The 18,005-nt window shown below is 38.9% G+C and carries 9 protein-coding genes; all 9 read right to left on the reverse strand.

The features are described from left to right. Window positions 1-43: 43 nt before the first annotated feature. The 9 genes from ACEN2I_RS05745 to ACEN2I_RS05785 all read right to left on the reverse strand — a co-directional run bounded on the left by ACEN2I_RS05745 (window position 44) and on the right by ACEN2I_RS05785 (window position 17,956). Complete coding sequence (locus tag ACEN2I_RS05745; protein WP_441765133.1) at window positions 44-2,797, reverse strand: glycoside hydrolase family 78 protein; 2,754 nt, start codon at window positions 2,795-2,797, stop codon at window positions 44-46. 214 nt (window positions 2,798-3,011) lie between these two features. Beyond that, on the reverse strand, window positions 3,012-4,580 hold the full coding sequence (locus tag ACEN2I_RS05750) for an MGH1-like glycoside hydrolase domain-containing protein (protein WP_441765134.1): 1,569 nt from the start codon (window positions 4,578-4,580) through the stop codon (window positions 3,012-3,014). Between the two features lie 214 nt (window positions 4,581-4,794). Continuing rightward, window positions 4,795-7,266 carry a glycoside hydrolase family 95 protein gene (locus tag ACEN2I_RS05755; RefSeq protein WP_441765135.1) on the reverse strand — a complete coding sequence of 824 codons (2,472 nt, stop codon included), beginning with the start codon at window positions 7,264-7,266 and terminating at the stop codon, window positions 4,795-4,797. A gap of 281 nt (window positions 7,267-7,547) precedes the next feature. After that, complete coding sequence (locus ACEN2I_RS05760; protein ID WP_441765136.1) at window positions 7,548-8,975, reverse strand: acetylxylan esterase; 1,428 nt, start codon at window positions 8,973-8,975, stop codon at window positions 7,548-7,550. Between the two features lie 10 nt (window positions 8,976-8,985). Continuing rightward, window positions 8,986-11,766 (reverse strand): glycoside hydrolase family 78 protein, encoded by a 2,781-nt coding sequence (locus ACEN2I_RS05765; RefSeq protein ID WP_441765137.1) that lies wholly within the window; start codon window positions 11,764-11,766, stop codon window positions 8,986-8,988. Between the two features lie 62 nt (window positions 11,767-11,828). Continuing rightward, complete coding sequence (locus ACEN2I_RS05770) at window positions 11,829-13,682, reverse strand: six-hairpin glycosidase (RefSeq protein ID WP_441765138.1); 1,854 nt, start codon at window positions 13,680-13,682, stop codon at window positions 11,829-11,831. Window positions 13,683-13,814: 132 nt separating this feature from the next. Further along, entirely contained in the window at window positions 13,815-14,732 is a 918-nt protein-coding gene (locus tag ACEN2I_RS05775; RefSeq protein WP_441765139.1) for a glycoside hydrolase family 43 protein, read from the reverse strand. A 207-nt stretch (window positions 14,733-14,939) separates the two neighbouring features. Beyond that, the gene (locus ACEN2I_RS05780; RefSeq protein ID WP_441765140.1) at window positions 14,940-16,514 is read right to left on the reverse strand and encodes a glycoside hydrolase family 28 protein; all 1,575 of its coding nucleotides are present in this window, start codon (window positions 16,512-16,514) and stop codon (window positions 14,940-14,942) included. Between the two features lie 47 nt (window positions 16,515-16,561). Then, on the reverse strand, window positions 16,562-17,956 hold the full coding sequence (locus tag ACEN2I_RS05785) for a glycoside hydrolase family 140 protein (RefSeq protein ID WP_441765141.1): 1,395 nt from the start codon (window positions 17,954-17,956) through the stop codon (window positions 16,562-16,564). Window positions 17,957-18,005: the final 49 nt, after the last annotated feature.

Genomic DNA, 18,005 nt, shown 5'->3' on the forward strand with positions numbered 1-18,005 from the left:
TAAATAATTAGGTAAGCATCCTGTACTGTCCCGAATACTTTTATTAGAGCTTTAGATTAACTGTATAAGAACCCGATTCTAAAGTCAGGACTATGTTGTCATTTTCTGTTTTATAAGCAGATGAAAATTGAGCTAGTTTTTGTTTGTTCACAGTTACTAATGAAGCATTCGTTACTGGCAGATATACCACAGCCGATGAATTGGCCGGAATGGTAATTTTCCATTCTAAAGTTTTTTTGTTTTTCTTCCAGTCACTTTTAATCAGACCGTAAATCGATTCGTATGAAGCATTTACAAAAGTCAGTCCCGCATTGAAATCCGGTTTCATAATGATTTGCTTGAACCCCGGAGTTTTGGGATTACTCTTGATTCCCGCCATATTTTCGTAGTACCAAATCATCAAATCGCCCAAAAGCATTACGTGATTTTGCGAATTCATTGTGGGATCTGCAGTATTTCCATTCCATAATTCCCAAATGGTAGTGGCTCCATTTTCGACCATATAACCCCAGCTTGGATAGGTTTTGTTGGAAGCCAGTTTAAAAGCCAAATCCCCTCTTCCGAAATTTGTCAAAGTTCTCATCAAAAATTGCGTTCCGATTACACCTGTGCTGATATGACCCTTTTTTGTCACCTCAACTTCGTGAACCATATTTTGGAAAACTTTGTCTATCAGATTTTCAGGAACCAGACCAAAAGCCAAAGGCAATACGTTTGCCGTTACGGTATTATTGGCGTAATAGTTTTTTTCTGTATTCAAAAATTTGGCATTGAATGCTTTTTTGATTCTCACAGTCAAATCATCATAATGTGCAATGTCAGCATCGGCATTGGCAATTTTGGCAAACTTTTTCATTATGTTTAATAACTTATAATAAAACGCACTCGATAACAATTGTCCATCCGTTAAACGGGCAGGATCTTTGGAACGAATCAACTCTAACGATTCCGGTGGAACACACCAATCACCGTATTTGTCCTTATCCATTAAATTGTCTTTCAGGTAATTTTCTTCCATATACACCATCCATTTTTTCATAGACGGATATTGCTTTTTAATCACTTCCGCATCGCCGAATTGTTGGTACAGCATATCGCCAACCGTGATGTACGTTCCCGGCCAGGTTACATTATCGCCGTAATAACGCCAAAATGCCGGCGCCACATCTGGTAATCCTCCATCCTGAGTTTGCGAATATTTTATATCATCCAGCCATTTGGCATACAAAGTCTGGTTGTCGAATAAAAAGCTTTCTCCATAAGCACCTGTCGTTCTATCGCCCAACCAAGGCTGACGCTCGTTTCGCTGTGGACAGTCGATTGGCATCCCTTTGTAATTTCCGCTGATTCCCCACCAGGCATTTTTGAAAATCTGGTTCATCGTCGCATCCGAAGATTCGAAAGTCCCTGTCGTTTTGATATCGTCATACACCACTTTTCCAACAAAATTATCCAAAGTTGGTTTGGTCGGAAAACCCGAAATTTCTACAAATCGGAAACCGTGAAATATAAAACGAGGCTCCCAAATTTCTTCGCCTTCGCCTTTCAGCGTATAAACATCGGTTGTTTTCGCATCACGCAAATTGGCAATATACAACGAACCATCAGCCTGCAAAGATTCTGCAAATTTCATTGTGATTTTGTCTCCGCTTTTTCCTTTCACTTTCAGTTGCAACCAGCCCACCATATTCTGTCCCATATCCAAAATATAAGTTCCTTTGGCAGTCGCTTTGATCGAAATTGGTTTTACCTCGCCCATAATTTTCATATTCGGCGTCATCTGCGCTTCATAAAAGCCACCCGGTTCCTGAACGTATCTGGCGTTTACCCAGTTTTTATCATCAAAATTGGTCGTCGTCCAGCCTTTCATTTCCTTGCGGGCATCGTATTCTTCGCCATCATATTCGTTGTTCGATAAAATCGGTCCGTCGGTTGTTAGTTTCCATGTATCATCAGTTCTGATGATGTCTTTTGTTCCATCTGCATATTCGACATATAACTGCAAAGCCATTTTTGGGAATCCAAATGATTTGATTTTATAAGGTTTGTAATCCTGACGCATCGCAAAAAATCGTCCGTTTCCTAAAATCGTTCCCAGCATATTTTTGCCTTCTTTCAACTGCGAAGTCACATCAAAAACATTGTATTTTACGTTTTTGGTGTAATCCGTAGGAACAGGTGCCAAAACCTGATCGCCAATTTTATTTCCGTTGATGTACAGCTCATACAAGCCCATTCCCATAATGTAAACTTTAGCACTTTTGATCTGCTTTTTCAGGTTGATTTCTTTTCGCAAATATCGGGCAGACAATCTCGAATATTGGGAAACGCTATCCTCTTTCGATAATTTTTCATATCCAATCCAGCGGGTCGATTTCCAGTTGGCATAGGTTAAAATCCCGATGCTGAAATGAGCAGTTACTGCCGATTTGATTTCGCCTTTATTCGTAAAAACAGTTACTTTCCAAAACGCATTTTGTCGGTCGCCCAGCTTTTTCCCGTTGTAAATTATATTGACAGATTTGTTGCTTGTTACTTTTCCGCTGTCCCATAAATCAGCTTTGTTCGCATTCAGATTTTCCAAAGTCGAAGCGACCATAATTTGATACGCTGTTTGTTTTACATCATTCACATCCGACTTTATCTGCCAACTCAAACGGGGCTTAACGACATCAATTCCTTCCGGATTGTTCAGCATTTCGCATTGCAGATTGGTGACGCTGATTTTGTTTTGGGCTTGCGCCGAAAACGTAAAAAGTGTAATGATTAATGTAAGATGTAAAAAAAACTTTTTCATTTATTTTTATTTTTTGTTCTCGCAGATTTAGCAGATTCGGCAGATTTTTTTCTCATTTTTGTCATTCTGACGGAGGAAGAATCCCCGTTAGTAGCTCGATATGCTAAATAAACTTTGTGTTAGTTTCTTGTGGAGATTCTTCGTTCCTCGGAATGACAAACTAAGTAAAAATCCGTGCTCATACGTTTTAATTTGTGTCATACTTGTCTCAATTTTATTCCACAATTAATTTCTCCAATTTTTCTGAAACCGCAATTTCCTTACCATTTTTAAAAATTCTAAACCCTTTTCCTTTACCATATTTCTCCCCTGTTTTATCCCAAAGAATCGTAATGATATTCCCGTGATACAGCAAATTATCCAGACAAAACCAATCCCATTTTTCCTGTGGAATCAACGGATTTACCTCAATTTTTTCATCTGCTCTCGGGCGTAAACCCACCAATCCTGTAATTATCAAATCGTTAAAAGTCGAATGGTTGTAATAACGGCTACGCTCTCTGTCGCCCATCAGCCAATAACCAGTTGTTTCATCCAGATATTCTCCGATATACGGTTTGCCTCTGTAATATTGGGACTGCACATACAAATCCATTTGTTTGAAATAATCCGTTTTGGCAACGAAATTCTGATCGTAATTATTTAAAACATTTGCCAAAGCTGTCAAAGTCTGCGAACTTGCAAAAGGCCAAATTGCACCATCCCATTCGCAGGTTCCGGTTCCGTGGGTTCTAAAACGCGGACTTCTGCGCTCCGCCGTTGTCAAACCAAAAGGCGCCGAAAACCCCTTTTCGTCCTTAATCTGTTCCCAGGCTTTTTCAAAACCTTTGTCTTTTTGTGGCAGGTTAAAATACCACGGAATAAATCCGATTGCTTCTCTTACCTGTGCCAGAGTATCTTTTTCGGTAAACGTTTCAAAGAATTCACTTTTCGGATTCCATAATTTGGTTTCCACCAATTGTTGCAAAACATCGGCTTTGGCTTTAAATTTAGCTTCCGCTTCTTTGTCGCCTTTCATCGATGCCATTTTCGAAATCGCCATCGCATTTCCATACATATAACTGTTAATCGTCGGTCTTGCATTTTGTACTTTACGCCCGCCACTCAACGATTCTTCCATTCCGTCCTTTACATCGTGTTGCCAAAACAAACCATCCTTGCGCTGACGGTCTTTTTCCCAAACTGCATAATCGGTCACCATATCCGGGTACATATCGAGCAAGAATTTTTCGTCTTTATTCACCAAATAACGATTGTACAAAGCATCAGCCGTCCAGCTACTGAATTTATACAATTTGTTCATCGGCTTTCCTTCATTGCCACGGTACCAAATTTTGACATCCTGCTCAATGTACTGCGGATCGTGCACCCAACGAAATTCATTGATATGATGCCCAACAGCACAAGCAATCAAATTGTATTTATCAGCATACGAACGGTCTACCAAAAACTCAGTAATTGCATAACCCTGCGGTGTTTTTTTGATGTGTTTTCGAGCCGTCCACCAACGATAATAATAAATCTCCTCAAAATTCTGCTGAGGACATTCAAACAACGGAACATTCTTTTCCATCCACGCCCACGCACTGTCATTCGGAATCACAAATTTCAAGTTCTCGTCTTCCATCGTGTTGAAATAATCCACATAATGCTTAAAATTATCCGCTTTCAAAACAACTGAAGTTCCTTTTTTAGAATGCCCCGCACCCGATTTACATCCGCTGTTCAAAGCCGAAATCAGGATCACAATCGCCATTATTTTGTATTTAAATTGGTGTAACATATTCTATATATTTTAATTTTTTGGACGTGACCCTCCGTAAAAACTACCGGTCGTGCTGTACGTTCCCGCTTTTTTTTGTTCGGCAAAAAACCTCTCAAAAAAAGAGCTCCACTGCCATCACTCACGCGGATAACAATCACGTTTTGTCATTGCGAGGAACGAAGCAATCACAGTAGTTGCTCTCGTTATGTGATTGCTTCGTTCCTCGCAATGACTAATTCGCAGAAAAACTATAAGTCTGTCCCGCTTTCATCTCCACATCATATTCATTATACTTCGGCAATTGCACTTTAGTCAATTTCGCTTGTTTAGAAATAATCGGTTTCTTCACTTCCACATCATAAAACAACGGATTCGGGTTTTTACCTTTTGCTTTTTTAAGAACAATTCCTTTATCTGCTTTCAAAGTGTTTTCCAATTTCAATCGGCAGTTTCCTCCTAATTTTGAGTACACTTTCAAAGTCGAAACTTTGTTGTTTTTCCAGGTCATATCAATTACAAATCCGCCTCTGGTTACCAAACCTTTGATGCTTCCGGCTGCCCAAACCGTTGGCAAAGCAGGCAATAAATAAATCGCATCTTCCTGACTCTGCATCAGCATTTCGGCGATTCCGGCGGTACAGCCAAAGTTTCCGTCAATCTGAAACGGCTGGTGTGCATCGAGCATATTTGGATAGGTTCCACCACCTTTTCTTTGGTCGGCGGTCACCAAATGCAATTGATCCTGAATTAGTTTGTAGGCGTGATTGCCGTCCAGAAGTCTTGCCCATAAATTCACTTTCCACCCCATTGACCAGCCAGTCGATTCATCTGTTCTGTAAATCAATGATTGTTTTGCGGCTTCAAATAATTCAGGTGTTTTGATTGGCGAAATCTGATTACTCGGAAACAAGCCGTACAAATGCGAAACGTGTCGGTGGTTGTCTTTTGGATCATCCCAATCGTCCTGCCATTCCTGTAATTGATTGTGTTTTCCCACTTTCATAGGAGGCATTTTGTCAAGTGCATCGCTTAATTTTTTAGTATAATCAGCATTCGGAGCAACTAATTGTGAAGCTTCGATAACGTGTGTAAATAAATCAAAAACCAACTGATTGTCCATCGTAGTTCCGGAAGCTATGGTTGATTTTCCGGTTCCGCCTGCATGTGTGTTTTCTGGAGAACTTGATGGTACTACTACCAAATATCCCGTTTTAGGATCGGTAGTCATAAAATCCAAAAAGAAATCGGCAGCACCTTTGATTATCGGATATATTTCTTTTAAATAATTGATATCGCCGGTATACAAATAACGTTCCCACAAATCCTGCGAAACCCAGGCACCACCCGTAGGCCACATTCCTGACGCAGCCGAATCTACCGGAGCGGTTACACGCCAAATATCAGTGTTGTGATGCAAAACCCATCCGCTGGCGTTGTACATCATTTTTGCCGTTTCTGCTCCCGAAACGCTTAACTCTTTTGCCATCTGTATGAAAGGCTCGTGCATTTCGGTAAGGTTCGTTATCTCAGCCGGCCAATAATTCATCTCGGCATTAATGTTTGTTGTGTATTTACTGTCCCACGGCGGCGTGACCATATCATTCCAAATTCCCTGTAAATTAGCAGGCTGACCTCCAGGCTGTGAACTTGAGATCAACAAATAACGTCCAAATTGAAAATACAAACTCGCTAATTGCGGATCAAATTCCTTTTTAAAATCACGTATTCGTTCGTTTGTCGGTTTTTTGATGGCATCATTTGAACCTAAATCCAAAGCCACTCTGTTGAAGAATTTTTGGTAATAGGCAACGTGTGCTTTTTTGATTTCATCAAAACTTTTCGGTAAAGCTTTTTCTAAAAACGATTTGCTTTTCGCTATTTCGTCTTCTGTAATATCCTGATAGTTTTTGAAATTGGTCGCTATCGAAATATAAAGCGTTACTTCATCTGCTTTGTTGATGATTAGGATTCCGTTGCTTGCTGAAACTTCACCCCCTTTGTTTTTGGCTTCGATTCGTCCCTGAAATTTTACTTTACCTTTTACATTTTCAAAGTTAGTACCCGTTCCAGAAAGAATAATTTGATTTCCTTCCGTTGAAGCAACCGTTTTGTCAATCGGGCTGTTCATAAAAACATTCGCCGTAATCTGTCCCGGTTGACTTGCCGATAATTTTACCATAATTACCTGATCTGAAAATGAAGTCAGTATTTCTCTGGTAAATTCTACTCCGTTTACCGTGTACTTTACTTTTGCCGTAGCGTTTTCGATATCCAAATCACGGTAATAATTGGTGTATTTTTGATGTCCCGGAAACGAAATATAAGCACTCCCAAAAGTCTGGTAGGGCATTCCGTCGTTAGTTTGTGACATAATATCCTGTGTTGCCAAATCTTGCGCTTCATCAAATTTTCCTTCGAATATGAGCTTCCTTACTTTGGGTAACGCTTCGATTGATTTGTTGTGTGCGTTGCTGTTTGGCGAACCTGCCCAAATGGTTTCTTCGTTCAACTGCAGACGTTCTACAGCGGGATCTCCAAAAATCATTGCACCCAAACGTCCATTACCCAAAGGCAAAGCTTCGTTCCAAATCGTGGCGGGTTTATCGTACCACAATTTTAGTTCGCTGTTGCTTTGTGCTGTTGTGTTTTGTAAAACAAATAGCGAAACTCCTAGAAATGTAATTATTTTATTTTTAAACTTCATATCTTATAGTTGATGGTTAATCGTTGATTGTTGTTGGTTGATTTCTGCGGCTAATTCTTTTTAGAAAATGGCCTCAGATTTTCGCAGATCAATTATTAAATTCATATTTTTTTATTCCTTAATTTCTAATCAAAAAACAAATATTCTTGAGTTACGAGAGCGCGTGAGGGATAAGAGCTGGCTACCGAAGTAGCGCGGATAGCCCGACCGAATTTGGGAAAGGGGGCGACTAAGCGGTTTCGAATGTTGCCTCCTTTTTCAAATTGGGTCACGCCCAAATATTACTTCTTAACCTCATATACTTTCAGATTTTTTTCTCCGAACATTTCATATAATTTGTCGATGTCTTTCAGCGCATTTTTAGGCAAATTTTCGGCTTTGTTGCCAAAAACATATAATTTCTCGTAAGGTTCAATCACACAGGTTGATTCATCGATTTCGCCTTTTTCGTTTTTCACTTTGTTCAAATCCAGGCCCAAATATTTGGCCATAAAAGGGTACAAAGCCATGCGTTTTGAAACGCCAAAATCATGTCCTTCCTTCGCAAAATGGGCATTTTCTACCAATTCTTTCTTGCCGTAAAGTCCGTAGGTTCTTTGGATAAAAGGGAATTCTAATTCGGGAACTGCGAGTGTCCAGTCTTTTCCATCAGAAACAATTAATTGCGGTTTTGGAGCCATCATTGCAGAAATTTCTGCATTGTTGGTTCCGTTTCCGCAAAGGTGGATACCACGACCGCTCTCGCACGGGCAGCCTCCCGAAAAATGCGAAGAAACCATCACTACCGGAGCCGAAACCGTAATTCGGTCATCTAATGCGGCCAGAAACATCGTGTGTGAACCTCCGCCTGAACCGCCTGTAACACCAACTCTGGAAATATCAGCATTTTTAATGGTTGCCAAATAATCCAATAATCGGATTCCGCTTAAAACCTGAACAGTTGAAGCAATGCTGTTTCGGTGTGTTTCTTCAGGAAATTGCAATAAGGATTCTCCCCATGCAAACAAATCGTAACTCACGACAATAGCACCCATTTTGGCCATTACAGCACAACGGTACTGTTCGTCTTTTCGGTATCTTCCGTCACCAAAATGCCCATCTGGTGTTAAGATGATTGCTGATTTTTTGTTTAACGGATACGGTTTGTAAATTGATCCTGTTGTGTAAACTCCCGGAAGAATTTCTAAAGCAATATTCTCTACACTATAATCACTGTAAATTCTTTTTGGGGTTAAAAGTGGTTTAGACTTTGGCGTTGGGGGCGCCTTGTCTAAACCAAATGACGTAGTCATACATGCTTTTAACTCCTTTTTTCGTTTTTCCCAATCGGAAACATTAGAATATAAAGTGGTTAAATAATCTAAACGTTCTTTTCCTTTATCGACTGAAACTTTATGACTTTCATATTTTCGAATTTGATAACTTCCATTGGGCTGTTTGAAATACGTTAGCTCAAAAGGTACTAAAACATTTGCCAGAGAGACTTCCAGATTGCCAGGTTCTATTCTCCAATCGGCGTAATCCAACTCTTTTCCTTTCAACAAACCGCGGTCGTCAATCACGGTAATATGAAAAATAGTTTCAACGTTTTTGATTGTTTCGATAACCGGTTTTCTAAAATTGGTATCTGAAGTGCATTGTGCGTTTGTATGTATCAATACGAAGATTGAAACCAAAAAAGCAAAAAGTATTCTTTTAATAGTAATCATTTTTAAATTTTTAAATTTTACATTCTATTGTATATTTTCCGGAACCTAATTGCAAAGTAGGTTTCTTATCTTTTTCATCAAAACCTAAAGTCATCCATTTTTTATTGACTTTGATCTCTGAATTTTTAGGAACAGGCAATTTAATTGTTGCTGAAGTATTCGCAGGAATTTCAACTCTCAAGATTAATTTTCCTTCTTTTTTATCCCATGCAGAAGCAATATTTCCGTAAATCGATTGATAAGCTGCTTTTGCAAAAGTCATGTCGCCCACAACTTCCGGCTGAATAAAGAAATGTTTGAAACCCGGATTTTGATCATCTGGAACGATTCCGGCTAGACTTTTGTAAAACCATTCTTCAATTTGTCCCATCATAAAGTGATTCCACGAATTTCCTTTGCGTGGATCCCATTGTTCTGTCAAAGTTGTCAAACCAAATTTAATCTGAAACCCATAACCCGGCGCATCGTAATGATTGTTCATTTTGTACATCATTTCGTTTTCGCCGTTTTGGGCCAAAGCCTGAAACAAATAGCGGTTTCCAACATCGCCAGTTGTCAATCGATCACCCTTGGCTTTGATATCTGCTAATAAATTCTGCATTACTGCCTGTTTGTATTGCGGTTCTACGATATCCATAAAAATAGGAACAGCGTTACTAAACTGACTGCTGGTTCCGTATTGTTTGGTTTCTGGATTGAAAAATTCCTTGTTGAAAGCGTCTTTTATATCAGCCGTCAGCTTTTCGTACTTCGCAATATCTTCTGTTTTGTTCAATAATTTTGCCGCTTTTGCCACAAGACTTGCTCCGTAAAAATAATGAGAAGTGGCGGAAAGTGCAATCGGACTGTTTTTAGAATACCCCGCGGCGTGATCTCCATAATCATACCAATCGCCCAAACCGTGTGACACAATATGATTGGTCGCTTTTGTGCCTAAATAATCGGCATATTTTTTCATTACCGGATAATATTTTTCGATTAACGAAGTGTCTCCGTAATATTCATAATACATCCAGGGCAGAATAATTCCGGTAACGCCCCATTCCGGAGAATCGGTAAAGTCGCCACCAAAAACAACATATTCGGGCGAGATAGTCGGAATCAGTCCATTGTCACGCTGTGAATCGGAAATATTTTGCATAATAGCCGGAAAATAACTTTCCATATTATAATTAAAAAACAAGCCCGGCCCGTTGAGATGTATTTCCTCTAACCATCCTAATTTTTCGCGTTGCGGACAGTCGGTCATCACACTTTGAAAATTACTTTTTATCGCATTGTTAATCAGTAAATGCGTTTTGTTGAAAATGTCATTGGAACATTCAAAATTTCCGGCTTCTCCAGCCGAATTGTAAATGAAATTCGATTTCAAATCAACAAGAGTTGGCAGATTTTCATCTTTAGTTTCTTTGTAATTGATGTTCTCTATCTGCACATATTGAAAACCGTAATAACTGAATTTTGGCTGCCATTCTTCTACGCCATCGCCTTTTAAAGTATAATCGTAATAATAGGGTTTACCTGTTTTTCCCTGACCGACAGTTCCGTCTTCATTCAGGCTTTCACCCACCCAAATCCGAACGTTCTGTCCTTTTTTTCCTTTGACTTTTATGGTCGTGAATCCCGAAAGATTTTGTCCCATATTGAAAACAAAAAAGTTAGGTTTCAGCTCTTTGGCTGTTTTAACATTGTATTGTTTTTGGATCGTAATTGGAGAGGCAGCTTGTGGTCGTAAAACACCTTTTGGCGCTTCCTGAACTACTACTCTTTTCCATGCAGAATCATCAAATCCGGTTTCGCTCCAGCCTTTTTGTTCTAGATTAGCGTTGTAATCTTCTCCTCCAAAAATGCTGTTATAGGTAATCGGGCTTTTAGAATATTTCCAGGTCTCATCGGATTTTATAATTTCCTCTGATCCGTCTTTATACATCACTTTCATTTTGAAAAATAAAGTCGGCGGGCCAAAACTCACATAAAATTTAGTGTATCGGTCGGCAACCGTATTGTACATCCCGTTTCCCAAAAGAACACCAATTACATTCTCGCCTTTTTCCAATTCCGAAGCACTCAACTCATAGCTATTATAATTTACAGATCTATCATAATCTGTCCACAAAGGAGCAAATTGACTCTTTCCAACTTTTTTGCTGTTTAAAGTCAGTTCGTAATGCCCTAAACCTGAAATGTAAATGACCGCTCCTTTGACTGCTTTATTTACCGAAAAAGGTTTACGCAATATGATACTTCTACGGGATAAAGAATCAGAAGCGTTGATGATTGCTAATTTTTTTTCTCTTTTAAAAGTAGCCGTATGATAATTTCTCCCTTCCGGCAAATGACTGTTGGCTTTAGTAATAGCACCAATCCAGACTGGATTCAAATCTGATGCTGAAGGTGACATTCTGAATGAAGCTGTTTTGCTCCAATTAGAAGGTTTTCCTTTTTGATTCCAGACTTTTACTTTCCAGAAGTATTTGGTTTCGCTTTTTAGCGGAGTTCCATTGTAAGTAATTTGAAGATTTTTATCTGAATTTACTCTTCCGCTGTTCCAGATATCGCCGTTGTTATTTTTTAGATTTTCTTCCGAAGAGGAAACCAAAATCTGATAGCCTATTTGTAAGGCATAAAATTCTTTTGAAACCAATTGCCAACTTAATCTTGGTTGACTTTCAATAACAGCCAATGGGTTTTCTGTCATTTCGCATTTTAAATGCTCGGCAGAAATTTGTCCGTTAAAAATGAAAGTCACTAAAAGACAAAATAGGGATACTATGTTTTTGAAATTCTTCACTTTATATTTTTAGATCGTTTAAACCCGACAGGTTTTAAAAAACTGTCGGGTTGATTGTCAATTCAATTGAACTGTTTCGTAACCAATGATTTAATATTAAATACCGCTTCCGGGATCAATTTTCCAGTATCCGGCAAATCGGTAAAATCTGGTGTATCCGGTTCTGTGTCGGCATTTGGTGTGTAACGCTGATTTCCTGTGCGGAACATAATTCGCTCAAAACCATCTACCGGCGCATAAAAAATACGATTTGATTCTTTTCCGTCATTTACTTTTATCGAATACGAACGCGTTTTGACATCCAGTCTAACTGTAATTTTATATTCTTTTCCGGCTTCGTATTTTGTAATTCCGCCAAAACGGGCACCATTTTTTGCTTTTAATTCTCCATCCGAATCAAAAATTAACCTTACAGCCGGCAGCCCCTGTTTGTTTTGAAATTCAATTTGCAATAAACCATGATCATTTTGTTCTGGTTTTACGGTAAAAGTAGCTTCCATTTTTTGGGCAAACGGAATCACACGCTCTGCTCGTGAATAGTCAAAATAGTCCTGATCTCTCAAAGTCAGCCACTTTTTACCATCCTCTTTCTTTTCTATTTTTGTGGATGCCCAAGCCAAATCATAGGTATTCCATAATTTTAGTTCTTCGCCGTTTGGCAAATCATTGAAAACATCATTGGCGTTTTCTTCCACTTCACTCATCACTGGAACAGGTATTGAAGCTACCCAGATATCTTCTTTGTTCATGCTGTAACTTACCCAAAGTTTTCCATCTGGAGGTGATCCATTTTTTTCTGTAATTCCACGGACATATTGCGGTCCTGCAGATTTGTAATTTCCGCCGTAACGCATCGGACTTATTTCGCCATGAACCAATAATAAATCTTTGTAATTTAAACCATCGTCAGAAGTTGAAATAGCCAAAGGCCAACGATATTCGGATGGATTGTAAACAGTTGCGTAACGATTGTCAGACATTTTTTGTCCCCAGATTTTGGCATTGCTGTTTACAAATCCCGGAGCTCTCAAAGGCATATAATCCCACGATTTCCCATCATTTTTGCTAATTGATGTTAAGGCGTGTTTCCATAAACCTACCACATTTCCGTTTGGCAAATGGTAATAGCTAAAAGCTTTGTAGGGTTTTTGAAGCGGAATTAATTCGTCATCGCGATCTGATTCTTCCACCCATTGTTGTAAAACCAAAGGATCTGAAAGAATTTCTTCGCAAGCTTTTTTCAAACCTTTATCTTTTGATTTGGTGTAAAATAGAAAAGATGACTTAGACCGATCCCAGGATTTATTGTATCGAATAAAATATATTTCACCAAAACTTCCATCTTTTTTAATTTCACGAATCACGCGACCAATTCCTTTTCCGTCATTCGGATCGTCTTTTTTGTCCATCGCGATTCCGTAATAGCCCAAAGCAAAAAGGCGGTTATCCTTAGAGGTATAAAATCCCATTCGCTGGTGCATAATCGCATCCAAATTTTTAGCAACACCGTCTACTCCTTCTTTTTTCCAGCCGTCTGGAATTCTGTAGACTGGAAAAATAACTATAGGTTTTGTCCAGATTATTCCATCTTTTGAAGTCATAAAAAGAGTATGACTTGGCGGAATATGTTCTCCGGATGGGTCACTCAAATAATGCAGGTAAAAAGTGTTGTTCCAATATGCCATCATAGGCTGATGGTTGTAGGTCCAGCCAAAACCATCTGCTTTTTCAGGATGTTCCCTACTCGCACGCATAATTTGTGTGGCGTGAACACCAACTGCAGGACCCAATTGTCCGTGGTGGTAATCGATGTTAGAAAGTGTTTTGCCTGTATATCGTATCGTGTCTTGTTGTGCCTGTGCCGAATTGACTGCGACACAGCTCAACAAAATGGTTGTTGCTGATACGATATTCATTTTTATGTTTTGAAATGCAATCATTGTTTTTAACTTTTTATCTGCCAAATCTGCGTGAAAAATTTACTCCTGCAGATTGCTTCGCCTGTTCGCTTTCGCTCGGGTCTGCAGATTTAGCAGATTATTTTTTTTTTACTTCTTTTCAATTAATCCTTTTAGAACGGCTGACGAAATTGTTGTTATTGTTCCGTGTTTGTGTCCTTCGGGAAGGCTAATTTTGGATGACACATCTTCGAAATGCACAAAATCGGAAGTGCTTAAGGCTTTGTAATTTTTTGAACCGTAATTGTCATAATACAGCAACCATTTTTTACCGACTTTTACGACTGTTGGTCCTTCTGATAAATATTCGGTTAAGGGTTTTGATCTTTTTTCGAATGGTCCAAAAGGTGATTTTCCGAAAGCTACTTCTATGTTTCGCATGGGTCTGGTGTTGTCTTTGAGAACCAAAACATAGTCCTTTTTGCCTTTTTTTACAATCACACAGTCTATGACACTGAAACCTGGATCGTAGTATAATTTGGTATCCGAAAAAGTTTTGAAATCCTTGGTCGTCACATAATACATTCGGTGGTTGTTTTTCTCGTCTTCTACTCCTTTTTCGAATCGGAATGGGATTGTGGATGCCCAGATAATAATGTATTCATTTTTGACATCATCATAAAAAATTTCTGGCGCCCACACGTTTACGACTTCAGGCTCATTTTTCATTACGGGAATGTATTCCTGTTTTGACCAATGCATCAAATCTTTGGAACTGGCGTAGCCAAAACCGTTTCCGCCTTTCCAGTCGGTTGTCCAAACCATGTGATACGTTCCGTCTTCACCTTTTGTGATGGATGGATCACGCATAATTTTGCTCACGCCGACTTCTGGTTTTAAAAATGATCCTTCTAAACCTTTCCAGTTGTATCCATCTTCGCTGTATGCCAGATACAAACCTTCTGTCGCTGGTTCTCTGAAAGAAGTAAAAAGATAAATCTCTTTCTTTTTTTGAGAATAGCTTACAGAAAAAAGTGAAAGTGTTAGTATGATGAATATTTTTTTCATAATAATTTTATCTTTTTGATAATTGCAAAAAAGCAAAAATCTCTCTCTTTAGCCCCGATAGAAGCAGAAATCCTTATAAGTCGGGGTTCGGCTTATAAGATTACTTCACTATGCTTTTATTTTCATTGGAGTTCAGTGAACTTCGTAACGTAGAGCGGGACGATGCATGCTAAAATACCCAATTTTTCTGCTCCTGAAATAATTACCTTATTCTGTAATTGCTTTTTTATCCAGGTCTTTTCCTTTTTTAACAACTGTAGTAACATTTTTGAATACATTGTTTTTCAGGAAAATATTTTTCGTTTCTTTTCCATCAGCTTCAAGGAAAATATCAGTAGCGTTGAATGGAAAATTGTTGTTGATCATCATATTCGAAGCATTATCGATTTTGATAACCGGAATCCCTTTTATTGGTGTTGAAGATCCTACGTTGTCCAAAATCAGGTTTCTTGAATCGCTGATTTTGAAAGAGGAACCGACTGTTGCGTTGACTTTTACATCGTGAAATTCTACATCAGTTGCCGTGTTTATGGTGAAACCTTCCTTGCCATCCATATTGATGTTCGAGAACGTGATGTTTTGGATTGGCATTTCAACAATTCCGCGAACAAATCCGGCTTTATTGACGTTTCCACCCGTAACGTTGCTGATATGGATGTTTCTGAAAATGGGCGTGCGCTCTGAAACCGGCTCCTCAAGATTGTCTTTATCGTAGAACAAATCCAGAATAATGGCTTCTTCCTTGATGTTTTTCATTACGATATTGTCGACGCGAATGTCTTCTACAACTCCACCTCTTCCACGTGCCGATTTGATTCGGATTCCACGATCGGTTCCGTCGAAAACGCAATTGGAAATGGTAATCTTTTTGATGCCTCCCGACATTTCGCTTCCAATTACAACACCACCGTGACCGCTTAACATGGTACAATTGGTGATGGTTACATTTTCGGTTGCTCTTCCGTATTTACGCCCATCTGCATCACGTCCTGATTTAATAGTGATACAGTCGTCACCCACGCTGATGTGGCAGTTTGAAATGTGAACATTTTTGCAGGAAGAAGGATTTATTCCGTCTGTGTTTGGCGAATGCGGATTAAAAATTGAAATTCCAGTTACCGTTACATTATCACAAAAAACAGGGTTTATCGTCCAGAAAGGCGAATTTTGAAACGTTACACCTTCGATTAAAATATTCTTGCAATTGTAGGCCTGAAAAAAAGCAGGTCTGAAAAAGTGTTTGTCAATCGTTCTTTTGTAATAGGGCTCATAAACGATTCCTTTATTTTGCTCAGTCCACATTTTTTGGTATTTCGTTTCCGGAATTGGACCTTTAGCGGTTTCGATTCGGTACACTTCATTCCACCACGCTTTTCCCTGTCCGTCTATCGCGCCTCTACCTTTAATGGTAATATTTTCAACGTCTTTGGCATAAAATAATGGCGAGAACGACTGCATCACGATGCCTTCGTAACGCATTTCTACATACGGAAGGTAGTCATCGAAGTTCTCTGAAAATTTTAAAAGTGCTCCTGAATCCAAATGGATGGTGATGTTACTTTTTAATTTTAAAGCACCTGTTAGATATTCTCCCGCTGGGAAAAAGATGGTTCCTCCTCCGTTTTTAGATGCTTTTTCGATAGCGTTTTGAATGGCTTCGGTGCATTTTATTCCCTTGTTGTTTCCACCTTCGTTTAGGATGTTTAGCCAGCCGTCGTTTGCGAAAGCGGAGTTTAGACCTGTGATGAAGAAGAGTAGTATTATAATATTTTTGATTTTCATATTGTTTTATTTTTGGCACGCAGATTCTGCAGATTGTGTCGGATTTTTTATTCCTCAGATTCTAAAATAAGTACCCAGTCATTACCATCTTCTTTTTTTCCTGATGGTTGAAATTCCTTAATTCCTTTGTTTTCGAATTTTCCAATATATTTATACTCACCATTTCTTGGATTATACCAACTTGCGATTACATTATCTCCTAAAATTTTTCCCATATTAATGTCCATTTTTCTGCCATTGTATGTGTAAATAAACGCATAACTAACTCCTCTTGTTCCAACCAAATAATCATATTTTTCACCTTGATTTGCAATCAGGGTTTGATCCGGCATACGATCTAAATAATCATGCTTTAACATCAGATTTTTAATGTGTATCATTTGTCCTGCTCCCTGCGCATTTATCGCATCATTCCACAATTCTTTGTTACCGTAAGCTGGATTATCGCCTTTTCTGAACATTTGCATTACGGCGCTGTGACCATAAGTAAAGCCTGCTGCTCCTGCAAAAACCGACCAATATCCATAACGTCGGACATCATTGGCCGTCCATTTTGGCTGTAAAGTATCGTGCAGGCCATGTGGAATTCCTTCGTATGATGGCTCGCCGTCCAATGTTGGTTTTGTTGGTTTTAGATCCCAGTCCCTATGTACAAATTTGTAATTGTCTTCTTTGAAAGCTGTAGGATCGGTTTCCTGTGCGTATGTTTTATGTCCGGACTGGAACATATTAAAATCCAGCCAGGCTGAATTATGAAAATTCTCAGAAGAATCGGTTCTGCCGAAAGGATGGAAAGTTACCAATTGATCCGGATTATTGGTCTTCAGAGTATTTCCGATAGCATTCCAGATGTCCTGAAACTCATTTCCTTTGGTATCACCTCCGTTTAACCAAATTATATTGGTTCTTTTTTTATATCGGTCTGCCAAAAACCTGGCGTATCGGGTAGCCTGATCTTTATTGACTTTATCGCCTTTTGAAACATTGGTCCCCCAAACCGGAACCATCGCCAGGTAGATTCCGTTCTTTTGAGCGACATCCAACGTGTAATCTATATGATCCCAGTAATCGTATTCCGGAGCATTATTAGGATCGTTGCCTGGTGAAGTAATTTGATCAGCTAAATTATCATTCATTAATGCCTGATCGCCATACACATTTACAGCATTCAAATTATGCAGTATCATTACCTGAACCACATTGAACCCCTTTGCTTTTCTGTCTTCAAAATATTTATTTACTCCTTCTCTATCCAACTTACTGAACTCAAGCCAGCCTGTATCGCCTAACCAGAAAAATGGTTTCCCATCTTCGGTAACAAAATAGTGGTGGTTTGGTGAGACTTTAAGTTTTGGCAATTTTTGGGATTGAGAAAATCCGCTTTGTGCTGTCAACATAAAGGGTATACAAAGGGCGTATAAATATTTAATTTTCAGGTTCATTTTATTTTATTTTGAATTATGTATTTATCTTTTTTGCCACAGATTAAAA

It is taken from the genome of Flavobacterium sp. W22_SRS_FK3, from assembly GCF_052113665.1.
GTDB lineage: Bacteria > Bacteroidota > Bacteroidia > Flavobacteriales > Flavobacteriaceae > Flavobacterium.